The following is a 16,956-nucleotide window of genomic DNA, read 5'->3' as shown; positions in this document are numbered from 1 at the left end:
TGCTTTGCACACGGGACTGGCGGTAATGAGATATGGGGGATCCGTGCGCTGAATGAGAAGCGTTCACCAGACACGGAGATCAGCGTCAGGCCGCATGCGGTATCACCGCTCAAGCACTACCGCGCGACGACTTCCACCTCGCCGTCGACGCCGTTGACGACGTTGAAACCGCGCTCGTAGACCTTGCCCTCGTTCTTGGCGATGGCGCGGTATTCGCCTTCGGAGAGCACGACGCGCGGAAAGGCGCCGATCGATTCCTTGATGACGTCGCCGCCCGGGGTCAGCACCGACCAGGCAGTGTTGGCGAGCGCTTCGCCGCCCCTGTCGCTGACGAGCTTGAGCGTGATGACGGCGGCGCGGTGGGTGATGGTGACGTCGGTGAGCTTGCTGGCCTGGACGCGGATGTCCGAGCGCACCACCGAATTGGCGTCGCCGTAATTCGAGATGATGTAGTAGGTGCCCTCCGGCAGGAGCACGACGTCACCTGCGGCGACGTTCGGCACCAGGGAGGCGCGCTCGCCGGATTCGAACTGGCTGCCCTTGTAGATCGCGAACGAGATCTGGTTCTGCGGAATGCGGCTGGTGCCGACGCGGCCCTCGATGCGCAAGCCGCCGGCGGGCAGCACGAAGGATTCCCGGTCGGTTTCGGCCTTCAGGCTGACGGTGCGCACCGCGCTGACCAGGCCAAAGGCGACGTGCACGACGTAATTGCCGGGCGGCAGCACGATGTTCGGCGTGGCATTGCGGTCCTCGCGGATCAGCTTGAAGGTGCCGTTTTCGTCGGGACGATCGGCAAACACGCGCCAGACCAGGCCGCTGGTGATCGGCGGGGTGTCCTTGCCGTATTTGGCCGTCAGCGACAGCACGCCCTGTCCGGGCACGGCCGCGTTGAGCGGCGGGGCGGACGGCACGGTCGTGACCGCGGGCGGCGGCATGCTGGGCGTGGTCGGCTGCAACAGGGTCGGCGGCAGGCTCGGTGGTCCGGCACCCGGGCCGGAGGGCGGCGCCAGGCTGACGGCACCGCCGGGATCGGGCACTGAAGCCGGCGGTACCGGCGGCGGACGATCGGAGAAAAGCTGCGCCTGCGCAGCATTTTGGCCAAGGGTATAGAGGCAGGCAGCAAGGACCAAGGCCGGCAGCAGCGATGCGCTGCGCCGCCATCCGATGATGCCGTCACCCCCGAGAATCATGCCACCTGCTTTTCACCGAAAACGCGGCAAATTCAAGCCTCTGTCCCCCTGAGAAATACGGCCCGACAGGTTTTGGAACCCGGTTGACGCCTGCGTGATTACCCGAGAGGCAGCCGCGCCTCGCCATACTCCTGCCCCGCGCGCTTCCCAAACCGGCATAAACCATGCTTCGGCCCGGTTCTGGCGGAGCGCGAGTACGGTGCCTAGTCTGATGGCGGGTCCCGGCGTAGGAGAGTTTCGGTGCTGGACATATTGAAGGGTCGGGGTTCGAACAGCGATAAGGTCACCGAGAAAGTCGGCCTGGGCAGCATCCGCCGGCCGGTCATCGGCCTTGCGCTTGGCGGCGGCGCGGCGCGCGGCTTCGCTCATATCGGCATTATCCGGACCCTGCTCGCCAACGGAATCGTGCCCGACGTCGTGGTCGGCACCTCGATCGGCGCGGTGGTCGGCGGCCTCTATGCGGCCGGCCGGCTCGATACGCTGGAAGAATGGGGCCGCAGCCTGCAAGGGATGCGCAACATCCTCGGCTACCTCGACATCCGCCTCAACGGCTCCGGCCTGATCGGCGGCGAGAAGCTGGCGACCCGGCTCGAGGCCGCCTGCGGCCAGAGCCAGATCGAGGACCTCCCGGTCAAGTTCGCCGCCGTCGCGACCGAGGTCCGCACCGGCCACGAGATCTGGCTGACGCGCGGCCGCGTGGTCGACGCGATGCGCGCCTCCTACGCGCTGCCGGGCATCTTCTCTCCGGTCCTGATCGGCGATCGCTGGCTGGTCGACGGCGCATTGGTGAACCCGGTGCCGGTCTCGGCGGCCCGCGCGCTCGGCGCGGAAATCGTCATCGCCGCAAATCTTTCCAGCGACATCTTCACCTATTCGACGACGGTCTATTCGCACGGCGCGATGCCTGAACCGGTGATCCCCGCGGCCGAAGAGCCGCCGTCAAAGCGGCGCTTCCCGAGATTCTTCTCGCCCGAGAAGACGGTGAAGCGCGAGTTCTTCGGCGGCGGCAGCGCCCGGCCCGGCCTCTCTTCGGTGATGGTCGACGCCTTCAACATCATGCAGGACCGCATCACCCGCGCCCGCCTCGCCGGCGATCCGCCCGATATGCTGATCACACCGCGGATCGGCCAATTCGGCTGGTTCGATTTCCACCGCTCCGAGGACCTCATAGCCCTGGGCACCCGCGCTGCCGAGCGCGCGCTGGAGTCCATCCAGGAGGCAATCCACGAACTGGCACCCGCGCCCGAGGGCGCCGCGCCCAAAGCCGACCAGCAGGCCTGATCAGGCGGTCTTACTGATCAGGCGGTCTTGATGTAGTCGCGCAGAGCTTCCTGCTCGGACTCGTATTCCTGCACCCGGCGCTTGACGATGTCGCCGATCGAGATCAGGCCGACCACCTTGCCATTGTCGACCACGGGCAGATGGCGGAACTTTCCGGTGGTCATCATCTCCATGAGCTCGGCGACCGTGTCGGTCTCCTTGCAGGTGACGACCTTGCGGGTCATGACCTGAGCGACCGGCTCCTCGAGCGCGCCGGCGCCGCGCTCGCCGATCACCCGCACGATGTCGCGCTCCGACAGGATGCCTTCCAGCCGGCTCTGGTTCATCACCAGCACCGCGCCGATCTTCTTCTCGCCGAGCAGTTTGACCGCGGCCGCCAGCTTCGCGTCCGGCTCGACGCTCATGATCTGGTGGCCCTTGGTGTTGAGAATCGAACGTACCGTCATTGTCGCCTCCCTGAATCGGAACCGTCCGCTGTTCGCGGTCCGGACTTGTTCTTCGAGTCTTCAACTAACAGTTTCAGCGCCGGTTTCACGCTCAGGCGCTTTGCGAAGCATCGCCTCTAGCGGCCTGTCGCTTCGGAACATTCTTCTCGGGAATGATGGATGAATTCGGGCGGCGCCGCAAGCGCCGGTTCAAATACGGCCCGAAATGTCCTGCGATGACGCATCCGCAGCATCGCTTCGCACGCGCGGCACGGGATCAAACAGCGTGAACAGCAACAGGCCGGCAAGGAAGCCGCCGATATGCGCCTGCCAGGCAACGCTCGTGGTCTCGCTATCTACGCCGATCGCGCCGACGCCGAAGACGATGTTGACGCCGAACCACACCGCGAGGAAGCCGAGCACCCGCCCGTCGCGCAACGCGCGCGACAGCGGCAGCGCCGGAACTCTTGCGGCGGTATCGGCATCCGATCGGCTGAATGACAGGAAGCTGCCGCGAACGAAGGCGAAGCGGATCGCCGCCGCCATCGCGCCCGACACCGAGGCCGAGGCGCCGATCATCGGCGCCACCGCGTGCTCGTGGGTGACGAGATGGGCGAGCGCGCCGGCCGCCGCCGTCACCGCGAGGAACAGGAAGAACCTGATGGCGCCAAAGCGCCGCGCCAGCGCGCTGCCGAACGGCAACAGCCACAACACGTTGAAGCCGATATGGGTGAGATTGGCGTGGAGCAGCGAATAGGTGACGAAGGTCCAGACCTTGGCGCCGGCCCCGCCGGGGATCTCCAGATTCAGCAGCGAGGAATCGTAACGCTTGGGGATGAAACCGAAGACGTCGATGGTCCAGTTCTCGAGCTCCGGCGGCAGCAGCACCCGCAGATGGATCACCGCGAGCAAGAGGATATAGGCCGTCAGCGCGAACGGCAGCGTCAGGATCGGCTCGCGCGGAGCCTCCTCAACGACGGCCGGCACTGCCAGCGAAGCATCTTGCGACGGAGGATCTTGCGGCGGAGAATTTGGCGGGGAATCCAAGGCGGCTTCGCTTTCAGGCGCGATCGGAGCGACAGGCTTGACGACAGGCCTTGGAGATAGTCGCCTTTGCCCGCCCTGCGCAAGTGCACAAAAGGAAAAGGCAGGGCCCTGGGAAAGCCCTGCCTATCCGTGTCGGACTTCCGGTACCCAGAGAGACGGGAATATCCCCACCCCTCCCCGCGGCCGGTGACCAAACTGTTTGACGCCTGTGTACAGGCCTCGCCGAGAACCTGGAGAAAAGCGGCGAAGCTTGCGACCGCGATCACCATAGCAGCGGCGTGGCGCGCGGAAAGCGCATAGTTAACTTAACGTTAACGACGCAAAGGCAGCGCCAGGGACGCCGAAAACGCCGCTGCGGCATGGACGCTGCAAAGCCCCTCCTGCACAACAACACAGGGATCGCGGCTGCACTGAAGCGGGACAGGTTTGTCCCGCGAGGTTGCGCCCCGGGGTAAGCGTTCAGTCATGAAACATCCGTCAAGCCGCGAATTCTTCGCATATTGGAACGAAAAGCGCGGCACTGCGCGGGCGCCAGACCGGGCCGATATCGATCCGGCTGCCGTGCGCGGCCTGCTCGGAGACATCTTCGTGCTGTCCTGCGAGCCCCATCTCGGCTTCCCGTTCCGCGTCGCCGGCACGCGCGTTTGCGCGCTCGCAGGGCGCGACCTCAAGGACTCGAGTTTTGCGGCGCTGTTCAACGAGGCTAGCCGCCGCGAGGTCGAGGAGATCACGACCATCGTCGCCGACGAGAGCCTCGGCGCAATCGCCGGCGTCACCGCCGCGCGCGAGGACGGCAGCAAGGCGCATCTCGAGCTGCTGCTGCTGCCGTTCAATGCCCGCCCGCATACACCGGTGAGCGTGACAGGCGTGCTCGCGCCGTTCGACGACGAATGCGGCGCCCTTGGCCCGTTCGCCCTCACCTCCTGGCGCTATCTGCACCAGCCGGAAAAACTGCTGCCACGCGCGATCCGCAAGCTGCAAATCGCACGCGGGCTGATGGTGTATGAGGGGCTGCGCTAGCAGTGCACCCTGCTCACGGCATCGCCAGATGCCAGGCACCGTTGAGAAAGCCGTCGCCGGTGACGTCGCCGGGCTTTGTGTCCTTGGCGAAGGTGTAGAGCGGCTTGCCCTTGTAGGCCCACTGCTTCGAGCCGTCGTCGCGCGTGATGACGGTGTAGCCGTCGGCGGCGGCATCGCTGGCCTCGGCTTTCAGCACCGGCCAGTTGGTCGCACACGGACCATTGCAGGCCGACTTGCCGTCAGCATCCTTGTCGAAAGTATAGAGCGACATGCCCTTGGCATCGGTGAGCACGTTGCCTTTGTCGGTCTTGCCGGTCTTGGCCGGCGGTGCCGCGAAAGCAGTGGGAGCCAGCGCCAGCGATATTGCGAGCGTGAGCGCGAGGCGGATCGAGGTTGTGGTCATGGTCTCTCCTGTCATGCAATGGGCTTGCATCGATAGGACGCCGCGCGAGCCGTCGTATTCCTGAGATGGCGGCAAAGATATTTTTCGCTGCACGCATCGTCGCATCGGAATAAACTGGAAATGATTGAGACGGAACGACGGATCGACATGAGCAAGCCGCATTGGCGTCCCGGGCGCGCCTCCGATCTGCCGGCGATCAGCACGATCGCAGTGCGGATCCATCCTGATCTGCCTGAACGCCCCGAGGTGCTCGCGGAAAAAATGCGGCTCTATCCCGACGGCTGCCGCGTGCTCGTCGCGGACGACGGGATCGTCGGCTACGGTCTCGCGCATCCCTGGATGCAGCACCGGATTCCCCCGCTCGACGGCTTGCTCGAGCAATTGCCCGACGATGCGGATTGCCTCTATTTGCACGACGTCGCGGTGCTGCCTGATTTTCGCGGCGGTGTCGTGCGCGATTATGTGCTGGCAATCGAACAGCTCGCGCGCGCGTCAGCGATTGCGACGCTCGCATTGGTGTCGGTCTACGCCACGCGGCCGCTGTGGGAGCGTCTCGGCTTTCGGTCCGTCACGACTGATGCGAAGCTGCGGGCAAAGCTCGCGACCTACAGCGACAGCGCAACATACATGCTGCGCGACCTCGCTGCTCAGACTTGATTTCCGAGATAATGCCGCCGGTGAAATCCGGCAGCATCATTGCCGTCCGCGCCGTGCAGCTGCAGTCAGGCGCGATACTTCTTTTTCGTCTTCGGCTTTTTCCCGGGAGCGCCCTTCTCAGACCACGACGTGACCGAGGGCTCAGCATAGCCCGGCTTGTTCTTGTGCTTCTTCTTTTTTGCGAAGGAAGGAGCATCGTCGAATTTCGGCGTACGCTCGCCGTATGGCTTTTCGTGCGATTTGCCGTGTGTCTTGCCGTGTGGCTTGCCTTGCGGTTTGAACCCGCCCGGCTCGCGCGGGCGATCGTCGCGGCGTTCACGATGGTCGCTGTCGCTGCTCTCGCGCCGCGGCGCGTGGGACCGCTCTTCCGAAGATGCCTGCCGTTGCGGCGCATCCGCCATGGACTCGATGCGAATGTTGTCTTCCTTGTCCGGACGCTTGATCTTGGCGGCGAAAGATTCCACGACCCGCTCGGAAATCTCGAACTCGGTCGTGGTGTCCATGATCTTGATCGCGCCGATATCGTTCTTGTCGATGCCGCCACGGCGGCAGATCATCGGCAACAGCCAGCGCGCTTCCGCATTCTTTTTTCGTCCGATGTTGGCCCGGAACCAGACGCTGCCATCGGCCATGCCATGTTTCGACGATTTCCCCGATTTGGCCCGAGCCCTTTCGGGGCGGTCATCGCCACGCGAAGCGCGGACATCGTCGCGCGGAGCGCGCGTATCGTTGCGACCGCGATCCTCGCGCGGCCGGCCAGCTCGCTCGCCGGGATCCATGATGTCTTCGGGCGACGGCAGCCGCGCGCGATAGAGCCGTGCGAGAGACGCGGCGATCTCCTCAGCCGACCGCTCGGCCAATAGCGCCTGCGCCAGCGCCAGATCGTCGGCGGTCGTCTCCTCCGTGAACAGCACGTCTTTCATGCGCTCGTGATCGAGCTTGCGGATCTCATCCGGCTGCGGCGCGGTCCCCCAGACCGCGTCGATGCCCGAGACGTTCAGCAGCATTTCCGCACGCCGCCGCCGCACGGGCGGCACCAGCATGACGCTCGTCCCCTTGCGGCCCGCGCGGCCGGTGCGGCCGGAGCGATGCTGCATGACCTCGGCGTCGTTGGGCAGGTCGGCATGAATGACGAGATCGAGGCTCGGCAGATCGATGCCGCGGGCGGCGACATCGGTCGCCACGCAGACCCGCGAGCGTCCGTCGCGCAGCGACTGCAGCGCCGTGGTCCGCTCGTTCTGCGTCAATTCGCCTGACAAGGCGACCACGGAGAAGCCGCGCTCCAGCAGCGCCGCCTGCAAATGCCGGACGCCATCGCGCGTGCTGCAGAATACCAGCGCGCTCGGCGCCTCGTAAAAGCGCAACACGTTGACGACGGCGTGCTCGGCATCGCCGGGCGCGATCCGGAGCGCGCGGTACTCGATATCGGCATGACCGCCTTCGTCGCCGGCGACCTCGATCCGGAACGCCCGCTGCTGATACTGCTTGGCCAGCGCGACGATGCCGCGCGGGAACGTCGCCGAGAACATCAGGGTGCGGCGGGTGTCCGGCGTGGTCTTGAGGATGAACTCCATGTCCTCGCGAAAGCCGAGATTGAGCATCTCGTCGGCCTCGTCGAGCACGACCACTTTCAATTCCGAGATGTCGAGACGGCCGCGGCGCAAATGATCGCACAACCGGCCGGGCGTGCCGACGACGATATGAGCGCCGGCCGCAAGCTCCCGCTGCTCGCGCCTGGGGTCCATGCCGCCGACGCAGGAGACGACGCGCCCGCTCGCATGCTCGTACAGCCACGCCAGCTCGCGATGGACCTGCAACGCGAGCTCGCGGGTCGGCGCCACGATCAGGGCGAGCGGTGCACCCGCCCGCTCGAACCGCTCGGCGTCACCCAGCAGGTCCTTGGCCATGGCCAGCCCATAGGCCAGCGTCTTGCCGGAGCCGGTCTGGGCCGAAACCAAGAGGTCGCGGTCAGCGGCCTCGTCCGTGAGCACTGCGAGCTGAACGGGGGTCGGACGGTCGTAGTTGCGCTCGGCCAAAGCTCGGGCGAGCGGCGCACTCATGGTCGGAAAAGACACGGGATAAACCTTGGTTGGTCCAGGCGCGGAACGTCGAGCCGCGCGACCTGAAGCTGCGTAGGCGGCAAATGGTCCAGCCGCACGCGTGGTGATTTGATTTGGACGCTCTTTACGCCAAGTGCGGGCAAATCACCATGCCTATGACGCATGGCTTTGGCGATGCCGAGAATAAGCTTACTGGCCAGCTCGACCCACTACATCCAGCGTTTTCGAGCCGTTTTGCTGCATATAGCGGGATTTTGGGGCGAGGCTGCAGATTTTCACGGCCACCTCGCTTAAATTATGCACGGTTGGAGCTGCCGGAGACGCACAACAGGGCTAAGCTCAGGCCGATTGGACTAGGGAGCACGACGATGCGATTGGCAGTCATTTCCGATATCCACGGCAACCTTGCCGCGCTGGAGGCGGTGCTGGCCGACATCAAGGCGCGTGGCGTCGATCGTACGGTCAACCTGGGCGATTGCGTCACCAGTCCGTTGTGGCCGAAAGAGACTTTCGAAGCTCTCGAGGCGCTGTCGTTGCCGACCGTACGCGGAAACCATGATCGCTGGATTGAGGAGTTTCCGGACGACAAGCTCTCGTCCGCAGGCCTGTTTGCGCGCAACGCATTGACTGCGGAGCAACGTCTCGCACTCCACAGCCTGCCTTCCCAAATACGGCTGGACGATGGTATCCTGGCCTGCCACGGCACGCCCGACAACGATACGACATGCCTGCTGGAAGAAACGCTCGACGACGGCCGCTTCGTACCGGCACGCCGCGACGTGCTGGCAATGCGCCTCGCGAGTGAGCCGACGGCGCGTGTGGTGCTGTGTGGTCATAGCCACCGCCAGGCCGTCGTTCACGGACCTCATGACTGTCTGGTTCTCAATCCAGGGAGCGTTGGTTGCCCGGTCTTCGCAGACATTCCCGTTGCCGCAAACCTGGAATACCGCTCGCCGCACGCGCGATATGCAATCCTCACGAAGCGACAAAGGGGCTGGCAGGCCGAACTCTTGGCCCTCGAATACGATTGGGACGCCGCATCGTCCCGTGCCCTCGCCAACGACCACCCGAAATGGGCGCGGGCCATATCGTCGGGATATGTCAAATAGCTGCTGGCATCGCTCGACCCAAATCGTGCCGCACGGAAGAACGGGAGAACACATGGCCGACGGCATTTCGCTTGCCGACAAACTCGCGACTTTTGGGGATTTCTGGTCGCCACGCACGATCACGACCTTCAACGATTGCGACGTGATGGTGGTGAAGGTGAAGGGAGAATTCACCTGGCACAAGCACGATGACACCGACGATTTCTTTCTCGTCCTGAAAGGCAGTCTGGACATCGAATTGCGGGATCGCACGGTGACGCTCGGTCCGGGCGAACTCTATGTCGTGCCCAAAGGTGTTGAGCATCGACCGGTCGCGCGCGAGGAGGTTCATCTCCTGCTCATCGAGCCGACCGGCACGCCGAATACGGGCGACAAAGCCACCGCCGCGGCCCGCAAGCTCGCATAGAGGGCAACTCGCCCAGCGCAGCTCTATGCCTGCAGCCCTAATCCCTGGAGGTCACCAGGCTGCTGAAGCCGCCGACCAGTCTAGCTCTTGCCCGCACAAGAGTGTCCCTGGCCGCGCGGCTCAGTGCGCGGATGGCGCGCCAGGCGTCGGTTGCCTGCAGCCACGCCTTCACCTCGGAGTACTTGCCGTACGTCCAGGCAAATGCCGGAATCCGCATCAGCTTGTCACGCGTGAGATGGAACAGGCGCTCGACCAGGACGAGCTTGAGCAGCTCGCCGACGATGAACGTCACGGCCCCGCTCACGATCTGGCCGGTTGCCGCGAGATAGGCCGCCACGGGCTTGACCGGCTCCAGGATAATGACGGGCACGGAAAACAGGGCAAGCGAGCAATAAGGCGACAGCGATCTGATCCAGCCGCGCAATCGCTTCAATTGGAGATGCCGCTCGATCCAGCGCGAGATTGGCCTCGCCACGGCCATGAAGACCGCATCCACCAGGAAGTAGATGGCGGCCAGGATGTAAGTGACGGGTTTCAGGATCCGCTTCACGATGATCTCTCCCGTGAACTGAAAGCCGAAACCCGGGCCTAAGTTTCACCCCGGCGTGAATAACTCGCGGATTTTCTGTGGAACTTTTCGTGCACAGCCCCGCAGCTGCGCGGTTCAGATCTCCGCATAGACCTCCAAGAGATTGCCGTCAGGGTCGCGGAAGAACAGCGTCCGGTGCCCGAACGACTGGTTCGTCGGCGGTGACAGCAGCGCCACGCTGTGGCGTGCGAGTTCGTCGGCACATGCATCGACTTCGGCCGCGGACACCTTGAAGGCCAGTTGCAGCGAGGCGCTCCTGTGCGGCACAGGCGCGTCAGTCGCAGTCCGGCCCGGCTTTGCGAGAGCCAACGTGTTAGGGCCCAGGCCGTACTCGATCCAGTTCGCCGACAACTCCCGCAGCACCGGAAATGCGAGAACCTCCTCGTAGAAGCGGCGCATCGCCACCATATCGCGCACGAAGATGACGGTGTACTCGATCGCGCGGATAGCGCGGAAGGGTGAGCGGGTGCGCTGGCCTGGTTCGGTCGTTTGTTCGTTTGTCATCTCGTCCTTCATTCCAAACGCCGGCCCCGTAGCCCGTATGGAGCGTAGCGGAATGCGGGGAGCCGCAGGCGAGAATCCCGGATTGCGCTGCGCTCCATCCGGGCTACGGATCATCTAGCGCAGCAGCCCGCCACCATAGCGCAGCTCGTAAAGCAGCGCGCCATCCTCCTGCGCAATCGTCTCGATGCCGTGGAAACGATCGAGCGAGCCTTCGACCTCGTTACGGTAAACCATGCCGTCCTGCTCAAACAGATGCGGCCCCCGGTACGGCTCCTCCACGGATCCGGCCAGTAGTGCCTGGCGCAGGAATTTGTAGATCGCAAGGAAGGTGTCTCGCCCCGTGATCTCCGCGCGGACGCCCCCGCTGTAGCTCATCGACCAGATGACGCGCCCATCCCGGGACACGGTCTCCTGCCCGACGAAGAACCCCATCCCGAAATAGATATCGCGATAGGCATAAGGCGACGCGCGATGCTCGAGCTGCTTGGAGCCTCTGAGCAGCGGAGCGGCCACGGTGGCGTCGTCGTCCAGCCCCGCATAGGTGCGGCGCTTGGATTCGACCAGAAACGCCGCGAGCTCGTGCGGGATCGATGCCATCGCTACTCCACCAGCTCCGGCCACGGCACGATGGTTGACTTCACCGTCTTCATCGCCATCGCATCCCTGACCGCCTGCGCGACGCCTTCTTCCGTGAACGGATAGATCGTCTGCATCTTCAGCCAGGGATATTTGTCACGGGTGCGATAGAGCATGTCGACGCCGAGCGGCAGATCGTTGGCGGTAAAACCCCAGGAGCCCAGCACATTGAGGTCCTTGGTGCAGATGCGGTGCCAGGAGGTCTCGATCGAGCCGGCGTCGGTGAACTGGCCCATCTCGACATAGGTGCCGCCGTCGCGCAGCATCTCGATGCCTTCGGGGCCGGCGGAGGGATGGCCCGAGCAATCCATCACCAGATCGGCGCCGAAGCCGCCGACGATGTCGCGTACGCGCGCGATGCGTGCCTCGGGCGATTTCAGTTCGTCGATGTTCACCGTCGCCTCGGCGCCGAACTCACGCGCGAGCTTGAGCCGCGGCTCCTCCGGCGCACCGACGCAGATGACGCGCCCTGCTCCCATCTCCTGCGCGGCGGCAACCGCGAGAATGCCGATCGGGCCCGAGCCCTGGATCACCACCGTGTCGCCCCAGGTGAAACCACCGGCGCGGCTGGCGCGATTGAAGGCGCGGATGCAGGAGGTCAGCGGCTCCGACAGCGCCCCCAGCCGCAGCGACATGTCGTCAGGCAATTTGTAGATCTTGGTGCCCGGCAGCATATCGAGATCGACATAGACATATTCGGCCCAGCCGCCCCACATGTGAGGCGCCTTGTCGAAGCCGAGATAGCGGCCGTAATAGACCGGCGTCAGGCACTTGTTGGCGACTTGCGGAAAATGGATGCAGTAATAGCAACGGCCGCAGGGCATCAGCGGCGGGATCATCACCTTTGATCCGACCTTCAGCGGCTTGCTCATGAAGTCCTCGGTGAATTCGTCGCCGCATTCGACGATGATTCCGCCGAGCTCATGGCCGAGCGTGAACGGCCACGGCAGCGGCTTCGGCCAGTGCCCCTTCAAAATGTGCAGGTCCGTGCCGCAGACGCCGCACGCACCGACCTTGATCAGCGCCGCCTTCCGGCCGACCTTCGGCCACGGCACGGAGCGGATGACGGGTTCGCTGCCGGGCCCTGCGTGGGTGCAGACGCGGATCTGGTCCATGGAGGTTTCCTCGATGCCCGCTTTTACTATGGCTGATTGGTGCGAGCTGACGAGCAGCGTATGTGAGATGCACGGTCGTGCCAAGCCGCGGCCTCGTAGCCCGCATGAGCGAAGCGACATGCGGGGCCGGCGTTCCCGGATATCGCTTCGCTCATCCGGGCTACGGGACCGCTGTCCTCACACACCCAAGTGTCTTGAGCGCTCGACGGCGAACGTGTAGGCACGGCGCGAAAAGTCCCACCCCAGGTGCCCGCTTGAACCCCCTCCCTCAGAATCCTGTCGTCGCGTCCGGCTCGTTCGCGGCGATGAAATCCGTGCCGTACCGCCTCCAGTTCATCGCTTACGTGCTAGCGATGATGGCGGACAATATCGAGCATGTGATCAGCTATTGGGTGGTGTTCCAGAAATTCCATTCGCCGGCGCTGGCGGGTTTTGCCGTGCTGTCGCACTGGCTGCCGTTCCTGCTGTTCTCGGTCGCGGTTGGCGGGCTCGCCGACCGGGTCGATCCGCGCCGCATCATTCAATGCGGCATGCTGGTGTTCATCGTTGCTTCGGCCGGATGGGGTTTCTTCTTCATCACCGACACCATCGAGATGTGGCACGCCATGCTGCTGTTGGTGATCCATGGCTGCGCCGGCGTGTTGTGGCAGACGCCGAACCAGCTGCTGCTCTATGATCTCGTCGGCCCCGCCGATCTTCCGAGCGCGGTGCGGCTGAATGCGATGGCGCGCTATCTCGGCATTTTGGTCGGACCTGCCGTCGGCGGCATCATCATGCTGACGCTCGGCACCTCGCATGGCATCATCTTCAACACGCTGTTCTATCTGCCGATGCTGCTGTGGCTGTTCTGGGCGCCGGTGCGGGACAAGAGTGTCGCTGTGCGGCGCTTCGCCGTGCGCGGCCTTGCCGACATCATGCTGACGATCCGTGCCATCGGCACGCAGCCGGTGCTGACGGCGATGACATGGCTTGCCGGCCTCACCTCGTTCATGATCGGCAACGCCTATCACGCACAGATGCCCGGCTTTGCCGGCGATCTCGGCCACGGCGATCCCGGCATCTCCTATAGCGTGCTGCTCGCGGCCGATGCTGCCGGCGCGCTGCTCGCCGGCATCGCGCTGGAATCATGGGGACGGCTCAAGGGCACGCCGCGCACCGCGATCTTGCTCGCCATGCTGTGGAGCGTGGCGCTGCTCGGCTTCGCCTCGGTGCGGATCTATCCGGTCGCGATCGTGCTGCTGTTCTTTGCAGGCTTCTTCGAGCTGTCGTTCAACACAATGGCGCAGGCGCTGGTGCAGTTGAACGCGCCGTCCGATATTCGCGGCCGCGTCGTCGGCCTCTACAACATGGCCGGGCTCGGGATGCGAGCCTTCAGCGGCATCACGGTCGGCCTGTTCGGTGCGGCGATCGGCATTCACTGGTCGCTCGGGCTCTCGGCCGCGGTGCTGCTGGCGCTGCTATGTCTCCTCTATCGGCGTGCGACGAGGAAGTCGTAAGCTCAGAGCTTGCGGTTGACTCCGGCGTCTCCCCACCGCACGCTCGATATAGGGTTTGGGGAGATGAAGCGTTGCGCAATCGCTGGGGCATACTTGCGATCCTGTTCGTCGTTCGCCTCACCATCGCGTTCCAATTCCAGAGCGTGGCCGCGGTCGCGCCGCTGCTGCAGCAGAGCTTCGGCGTCGGACTCGCCGATATCGGCATCCTGATCGGACTCTATTTCACACCGGGCATCGTGCTGGCGCTGCCGGGCGGCGCGATCGGCCGGACGCTTGGCGACAAGCCCACCACGATCGTGGCGCTGCTGCTGATGACAGCGGGCAGTCTCGTCATGGCCACCACCGACGTCTGGGGCTGGCAGATGGCGGGCCGGCTCGCCTCCGGTGCCGGCGGCGTGCTGCTGACCGTGCAGCTCACCAAGATGGGCACCGACTGGTTTGCGGGTAAGGAGATCGCCACCGCGATGGCGATCTTCGTCAACTCCTGGCCGGCCGGCGTTGCGATCTCGCTGCTGGTGCTGCCGGCGATCGGCACGGCGTATGGCGCCGGCGCCGTGTTCCTCGTGGCCGGCGCGCTGACCGCGATCGGCATCGTGCTGATCATTTTCTACCAATCGCCGCCGGGAGCAACCGCCAGCGCGGCCGGCTCCAGGCTGCTTGATCCGCTCGCGCTTCTGGCGGTGATCGTCGCGGGTGCGATCTGGGGCCTTTATAATATCGGCTTCGCCATGATTTTCTCGTTCGGCCCCTCATTGCTCGTCGAGCGCGGCTGGAGCATTGCGGCGGCAGGCTCGGCGATCAGCCTCGTGATGTGGCTGTCGGTGATCTCGGTGCCATCAGGCGGATATCTCGCCGATCGCACCAAGCGCCCCTTTGTCGTGGCGATCGCGGCGAGCCTCGTGGTGGCCGCCCTGCTGGCCTGGCTGACCCGGTCCGACGCTGTGATCGCGATCCTCGTCCTGGGCGGCTTGATCGGCGGCCTTCCCGCCGGCCCGATCATGAGCCTGGCCGCCCGCGTACTCGCGCCGGAGACACGAGCGGTCGGGATGGGCGTGTTCTACACTCTCTTCTATGCCGCGATGATGCTGGGGCCGGCGGTGGCGGGTCGGCTCGCCAAATCGGCCGGCACTGCCGCCGTCGCGCTCGACCTCGGCGCGCTGACGGTGCTGGCCTGCCCGCCCCTGATGTGGCTTTTCGAACGCATCGTGTCTGTTCGTCATCGCCGCGCCCGATCCTAACGTAGCATTAACCCTGTGCACCTTAGGGTGGTCCCGGACTCCGCCAGGCGGGGGGTCGGGTTGTGAAAATGGCGTTGGCGCACAAAAAATTTCTTCCGGCCGCCGAGGAACGTCGGCGTTTCCAGCGGGTGAAGGTTCACCTGCTCGGCCGCTACATGTTGCCGGACCGCCGTGAATTCCCCTGCCAGGTGATCAACATGTCGCCGGGCGGGCTGGCGCTGCTGGCCCCCGGCATCGGCAATGTCGGCGACCGCGTGGTCGCCTATCTCGACCATATCGGCCGCGTCGAGGGCAAGATCACCCGCATCATCGACAATGGCTTCGCCATGACGGTCGGTGCGACGCCGCGAAAGCGCGACAAGCTTGCGGCACAGCTGACCTGGCTCGCCAACCGCGACATCCTCAATTTGCCGGAAGACCGCCGCCACGATCGTATCGTGCCGCGCAACCCGATCGCGGTGCTGACACTCGAGGACGGCACCAAGATGACCTGCCGCATCATCGACCTCTCGCTGTCGGGCGCAGCCATCGCCGCGGAAAACCGTCCCCCGCTGAAATCGACGGTTCTGCTCGGCCGGGTGCAGGGTCGCGTGGTCCGAAACCTCGAAGACGGCTTCGCGCTCGAGTTCATGCATTCGCAGCCGATTGAAACTCTCGAAGAGAGCGTTACCGCGCGGTAAAGCGCGAAGGCACCAAAACCACTGCATTTCCAGTACTGAAGGCGGCCTCCGCGATGCGGACGCCGCCTTTTTCATGGTCGTGACGGGCCTCGCGCGGGTTAACGCGGAGGTCGCGGGTGCGTGCAAACAACGGTTCCGCCAGCGTTTCCGCGTTAATCGATAAAATTTGAATCAATTGCAGTCATATCGAATTTTATTCAAGTTTGACTCAAGTATAGATCGAATTCGCCGCGCGTTTTACTTGTATTCGTCTCGACTTGACTTGACTGACTTAGCGGCAACTCAAAAGCTCCCTGCGCAATGTGGTCCCAACAAGAAACGGGGGCCGCAATGTTTGATTTCAGGGGACAGGGGAAGAGAATGGCGCTGGCCGCCATGCTCTTCGGAATGAGCGCGGCAGCGCAGGCCGGCGAAGGCCGTCTGCTCTACGCAAGCCTCGGCGACACCACGCGTGCGCCGATCGGCTGGGTCGAGTTCTGTGCGGACAATGCCGCTCAGTGCCAGGGCGCACCGACGCAACCGCGCGACATCGTGATGTCGCAGGCTGCATGGCGCGACCTCGTCAAGGTCAATCGCTGGGTCAACGAGACCGTCAAGCCTTTGACCGACCAGGAGCACTGGGGCGTGATCGAAAAGTGGTCGCTGCCGTCGGACGGCTACGGCGACTGTGAAGACTACGTGCTGTTGAAGCGCAAGATGCTGATCGATGCCGGATGGCCGCGCGAGGCCCTGCTTATCACCGTCGTGCGCGACAAGAAGGGCGAAGGACACGCGGTGCTGACGGTGAAGACCGACAGGGGCGAGTTCGTTCTCGACAATCAGAACGAGAACGTCGTTGCCTGGACGGAGACCGGCTACCGCTTCGTCAAGCGCCAGTCGCAGAGCGATCCGAATGTCTGGGTCTCGCTCGGCGACACCAAGCCGGCGGTCTCCACCGCCAGCGCAAGGGACCAGTAGCAGATCAGTAGAGACAAACGAAAGAGATACGCGACCCGGTCACATCCCCCCCCCTCCCCCTCCCAGCCCGGGTCGCGCGCGCCCCCCCCACCCCCCAATGGGGGGGGGGCCCGTTTTTTGGGCGGTGCGAGGGTATTGCAGCG

At 64.5% G+C, this 16,956-nt stretch carries 18 protein-coding genes; 9 read left to right on the top strand and 9 right to left on the bottom strand.

Translation table 11 applies throughout. The annotated features are described in order from the left end of the window. Window positions 1-116 precede the first annotated feature (116 nt). Complete coding sequence (locus AC0L3K_RS33250; RefSeq protein WP_219683830.1) at window positions 117-1,190, bottom strand: hypothetical protein; 1,074 nt, start codon at window positions 1,188-1,190, stop codon at window positions 117-119. A 240-nt stretch (window positions 1,191-1,430) separates the two neighbouring features. Between AC0L3K_RS33250 and AC0L3K_RS33245 the strand changes: the two genes are divergently transcribed. Then, window positions 1,431-2,471 (top strand): patatin-like phospholipase family protein, encoded by a 1,041-nt coding sequence (locus AC0L3K_RS33245; RefSeq protein ID WP_219683831.1) that lies wholly within the window; start codon window positions 1,431-1,433, stop codon window positions 2,469-2,471. Between the two features lie 17 nt (window positions 2,472-2,488). On the opposite strand, the gene AC0L3K_RS33240 is transcribed toward AC0L3K_RS33245, so the two are convergent. Together AC0L3K_RS33240 and AC0L3K_RS33235 are read right to left on the bottom strand one after the other, a co-directional pair. Beyond that, a complete protein-coding gene (locus AC0L3K_RS33240; protein WP_219683832.1) occupies window positions 2,489-2,917 on the bottom strand; it encodes a CBS domain-containing protein in 429 nt (142 codons plus the stop codon). 189 nt (window positions 2,918-3,106) lie between these two features. Then, on the bottom strand, window positions 3,107-3,943 hold the full coding sequence (locus AC0L3K_RS33235) for a rhomboid family intramembrane serine protease (protein ID WP_035995689.1): 837 nt from the start codon (window positions 3,941-3,943) through the stop codon (window positions 3,107-3,109). A 465-nt stretch (window positions 3,944-4,408) separates the two neighbouring features. Here AC0L3K_RS33235 and AC0L3K_RS33230 point away from each other — a divergent pair, with 465 nt between their 5' ends. After that, window positions 4,409-4,963 carry a PAS domain-containing protein gene (locus AC0L3K_RS33230; protein WP_219683833.1) on the top strand — a complete coding sequence of 185 codons (555 nt, stop codon included), beginning with the start codon at window positions 4,409-4,411 and terminating at the stop codon, window positions 4,961-4,963. A 13-nt stretch (window positions 4,964-4,976) separates the two neighbouring features. Here AC0L3K_RS33230 and AC0L3K_RS33225 read toward each other — a convergent pair whose 3' ends face one another. After that, window positions 4,977-5,366: a COG4315 family predicted lipoprotein gene (locus AC0L3K_RS33225; RefSeq protein WP_219683834.1), complete on the bottom strand. Its 390-nt coding sequence runs from the start codon at window positions 5,364-5,366 to the stop codon at window positions 4,977-4,979. A 147-nt stretch (window positions 5,367-5,513) separates the two neighbouring features. Here AC0L3K_RS33225 and AC0L3K_RS33220 point away from each other — a divergent pair, with 147 nt between their 5' ends. Continuing rightward, window positions 5,514-6,023, top strand: coding sequence for a GNAT family N-acetyltransferase (locus AC0L3K_RS33220; protein WP_007602586.1), 510 nt, complete (start codon window positions 5,514-5,516; stop codon window positions 6,021-6,023). Between the two features lie 65 nt (window positions 6,024-6,088). Here AC0L3K_RS33220 and AC0L3K_RS33215 read toward each other — a convergent pair whose 3' ends face one another. Continuing rightward, on the bottom strand, window positions 6,089-8,083 hold the full coding sequence (locus AC0L3K_RS33215) for a DEAD/DEAH box helicase (RefSeq protein WP_473367614.1): 1,995 nt from the start codon (window positions 8,081-8,083) through the stop codon (window positions 6,089-6,091). Window positions 8,084-8,451: 368 nt separating this feature from the next. Between AC0L3K_RS33215 and AC0L3K_RS33210 the strand changes: the two genes are divergently transcribed. Both AC0L3K_RS33210 and AC0L3K_RS33205 read left to right on the top strand, forming a co-directional pair. Further along, window positions 8,452-9,192, top strand: a complete 741-nt coding sequence (locus AC0L3K_RS33210; protein ID WP_007602584.1) for a metallophosphoesterase family protein — start codon at window positions 8,452-8,454, stop codon at window positions 9,190-9,192. A 52-nt stretch (window positions 9,193-9,244) separates the two neighbouring features. Then, complete coding sequence (locus AC0L3K_RS33205) at window positions 9,245-9,598, top strand: cupin domain-containing protein (RefSeq protein ID WP_219683835.1); 354 nt, start codon at window positions 9,245-9,247, stop codon at window positions 9,596-9,598. 37 nt (window positions 9,599-9,635) lie between these two features. Here AC0L3K_RS33205 and AC0L3K_RS33200 read toward each other — a convergent pair whose 3' ends face one another. The 4 genes from AC0L3K_RS33200 to AC0L3K_RS33185 all read right to left on the bottom strand — a co-directional run bounded on the left by AC0L3K_RS33200 (window position 9,636) and on the right by AC0L3K_RS33185 (window position 12,442). Then, a complete protein-coding gene (locus AC0L3K_RS33200; protein WP_219683836.1) occupies window positions 9,636-10,148 on the bottom strand; it encodes a hypothetical protein in 513 nt (170 codons plus the stop codon). A 114-nt stretch (window positions 10,149-10,262) separates the two neighbouring features. Beyond that, window positions 10,263-10,703, bottom strand: coding sequence for a VOC family protein (locus AC0L3K_RS33195; protein ID WP_219683837.1), 441 nt, complete (start codon window positions 10,701-10,703; stop codon window positions 10,263-10,265). A gap of 102 nt (window positions 10,704-10,805) precedes the next feature. Further along, the gene (locus AC0L3K_RS33190) at window positions 10,806-11,288 is read right to left on the bottom strand and encodes a DUF5680 domain-containing protein (protein WP_219683838.1); all 483 of its coding nucleotides are present in this window, start codon (window positions 11,286-11,288) and stop codon (window positions 10,806-10,808) included. Window positions 11,289-11,290: 2 nt separating this feature from the next. Continuing rightward, a complete protein-coding gene (locus AC0L3K_RS33185; RefSeq protein WP_219683839.1) occupies window positions 11,291-12,442 on the bottom strand; it encodes a zinc-binding dehydrogenase in 1,152 nt (383 codons plus the stop codon). A 254-nt stretch (window positions 12,443-12,696) separates the two neighbouring features. Between AC0L3K_RS33185 and AC0L3K_RS33180 the strand changes: the two genes are divergently transcribed. The 4 genes from AC0L3K_RS33180 (at window position 12,697) to AC0L3K_RS33165 (ending at window position 16,813) form a co-directional block, all read left to right on the top strand. Then, complete coding sequence (locus AC0L3K_RS33180; protein WP_283843465.1) at window positions 12,697-13,938, top strand: MFS transporter; 1,242 nt, start codon at window positions 12,697-12,699, stop codon at window positions 13,936-13,938. 71 nt (window positions 13,939-14,009) lie between these two features. Beyond that, window positions 14,010-15,176, top strand: coding sequence for an MFS transporter (locus AC0L3K_RS33175; protein ID WP_007602574.1), 1,167 nt, complete (start codon window positions 14,010-14,012; stop codon window positions 15,174-15,176). A 68-nt stretch (window positions 15,177-15,244) separates the two neighbouring features. Continuing rightward, window positions 15,245-15,856 carry a PilZ domain-containing protein gene (locus AC0L3K_RS33170; RefSeq protein ID WP_007602573.1) on the top strand — a complete coding sequence of 204 codons (612 nt, stop codon included), beginning with the start codon at window positions 15,245-15,247 and terminating at the stop codon, window positions 15,854-15,856. Window positions 15,857-16,186: 330 nt separating this feature from the next. Then, window positions 16,187-16,813 carry a transglutaminase-like cysteine peptidase gene (locus AC0L3K_RS33165; RefSeq protein ID WP_219683840.1) on the top strand — a complete coding sequence of 209 codons (627 nt, stop codon included), beginning with the start codon at window positions 16,187-16,189 and terminating at the stop codon, window positions 16,811-16,813. Window positions 16,814-16,956 lie beyond the last annotated feature (143 nt).

The sequence above is a fragment of the Bradyrhizobium sp. MI1.10 genome, assembly GCF_055811035.1.
This window is presented reverse-complemented; position numbering and strand designations above follow the sequence as displayed.

What these genes read in the sequence shown, in the direction of transcription:
- AC0L3K_RS33250 (WP_219683830.1), bottom strand. Translation starts at nt 1,190, where the DNA reads ATGATTCTCGGGGGTGACGGCATCATCGGATGGCGGCGCAGCGCATCG.
- AC0L3K_RS33240 (WP_219683832.1), bottom strand. Translation starts at nt 2,917, where the DNA reads ATGACGGTACGTTCGATTCTCAACACCAAGGGCCACCAGATCATGAGC.
- AC0L3K_RS33230 (WP_219683833.1), top strand. Translation starts at nt 4,409, where the DNA reads ATGAAACATCCGTCAAGCCGCGAATTCTTCGCATATTGGAACGAAAAG.
- AC0L3K_RS33225 (WP_219683834.1), bottom strand. Translation starts at nt 5,366, where the DNA reads ATGACCACAACCTCGATCCGCCTCGCGCTCACGCTCGCAATATCGCTG.
- AC0L3K_RS33220 (WP_007602586.1), top strand. Translation starts at nt 5,514, where the DNA reads ATGAGCAAGCCGCATTGGCGTCCCGGGCGCGCCTCCGATCTGCCGGCG.
- AC0L3K_RS33215 (WP_473367614.1), bottom strand. Translation starts at nt 8,083, where the DNA reads ATGAGTGCGCCGCTCGCCCGAGCTTTGGCCGAGCGCAACTACGACCGT.
- AC0L3K_RS33210 (WP_007602584.1), top strand. Translation starts at nt 8,452, where the DNA reads ATGCGATTGGCAGTCATTTCCGATATCCACGGCAACCTTGCCGCGCTG.
- AC0L3K_RS33205 (WP_219683835.1), top strand. Translation starts at nt 9,245, where the DNA reads ATGGCCGACGGCATTTCGCTTGCCGACAAACTCGCGACTTTTGGGGAT.
- AC0L3K_RS33195 (WP_219683837.1), bottom strand. Translation starts at nt 10,703, where the DNA reads ATGAAGGACGAGATGACAAACGAACAAACGACCGAACCAGGCCAGCGC.
- AC0L3K_RS33190 (WP_219683838.1), bottom strand. Translation starts at nt 11,288, where the DNA reads ATGGCATCGATCCCGCACGAGCTCGCGGCGTTTCTGGTCGAATCCAAG.
- AC0L3K_RS33185 (WP_219683839.1), bottom strand. Translation starts at nt 12,442, where the DNA reads ATGGACCAGATCCGCGTCTGCACCCACGCAGGGCCCGGCAGCGAACCC.
- AC0L3K_RS33170 (WP_007602573.1), top strand. Translation starts at nt 15,245, where the DNA reads ATGGCGTTGGCGCACAAAAAATTTCTTCCGGCCGCCGAGGAACGTCGG.
- AC0L3K_RS33165 (WP_219683840.1), top strand. Translation starts at nt 16,187, where the DNA reads ATGTTTGATTTCAGGGGACAGGGGAAGAGAATGGCGCTGGCCGCCATG.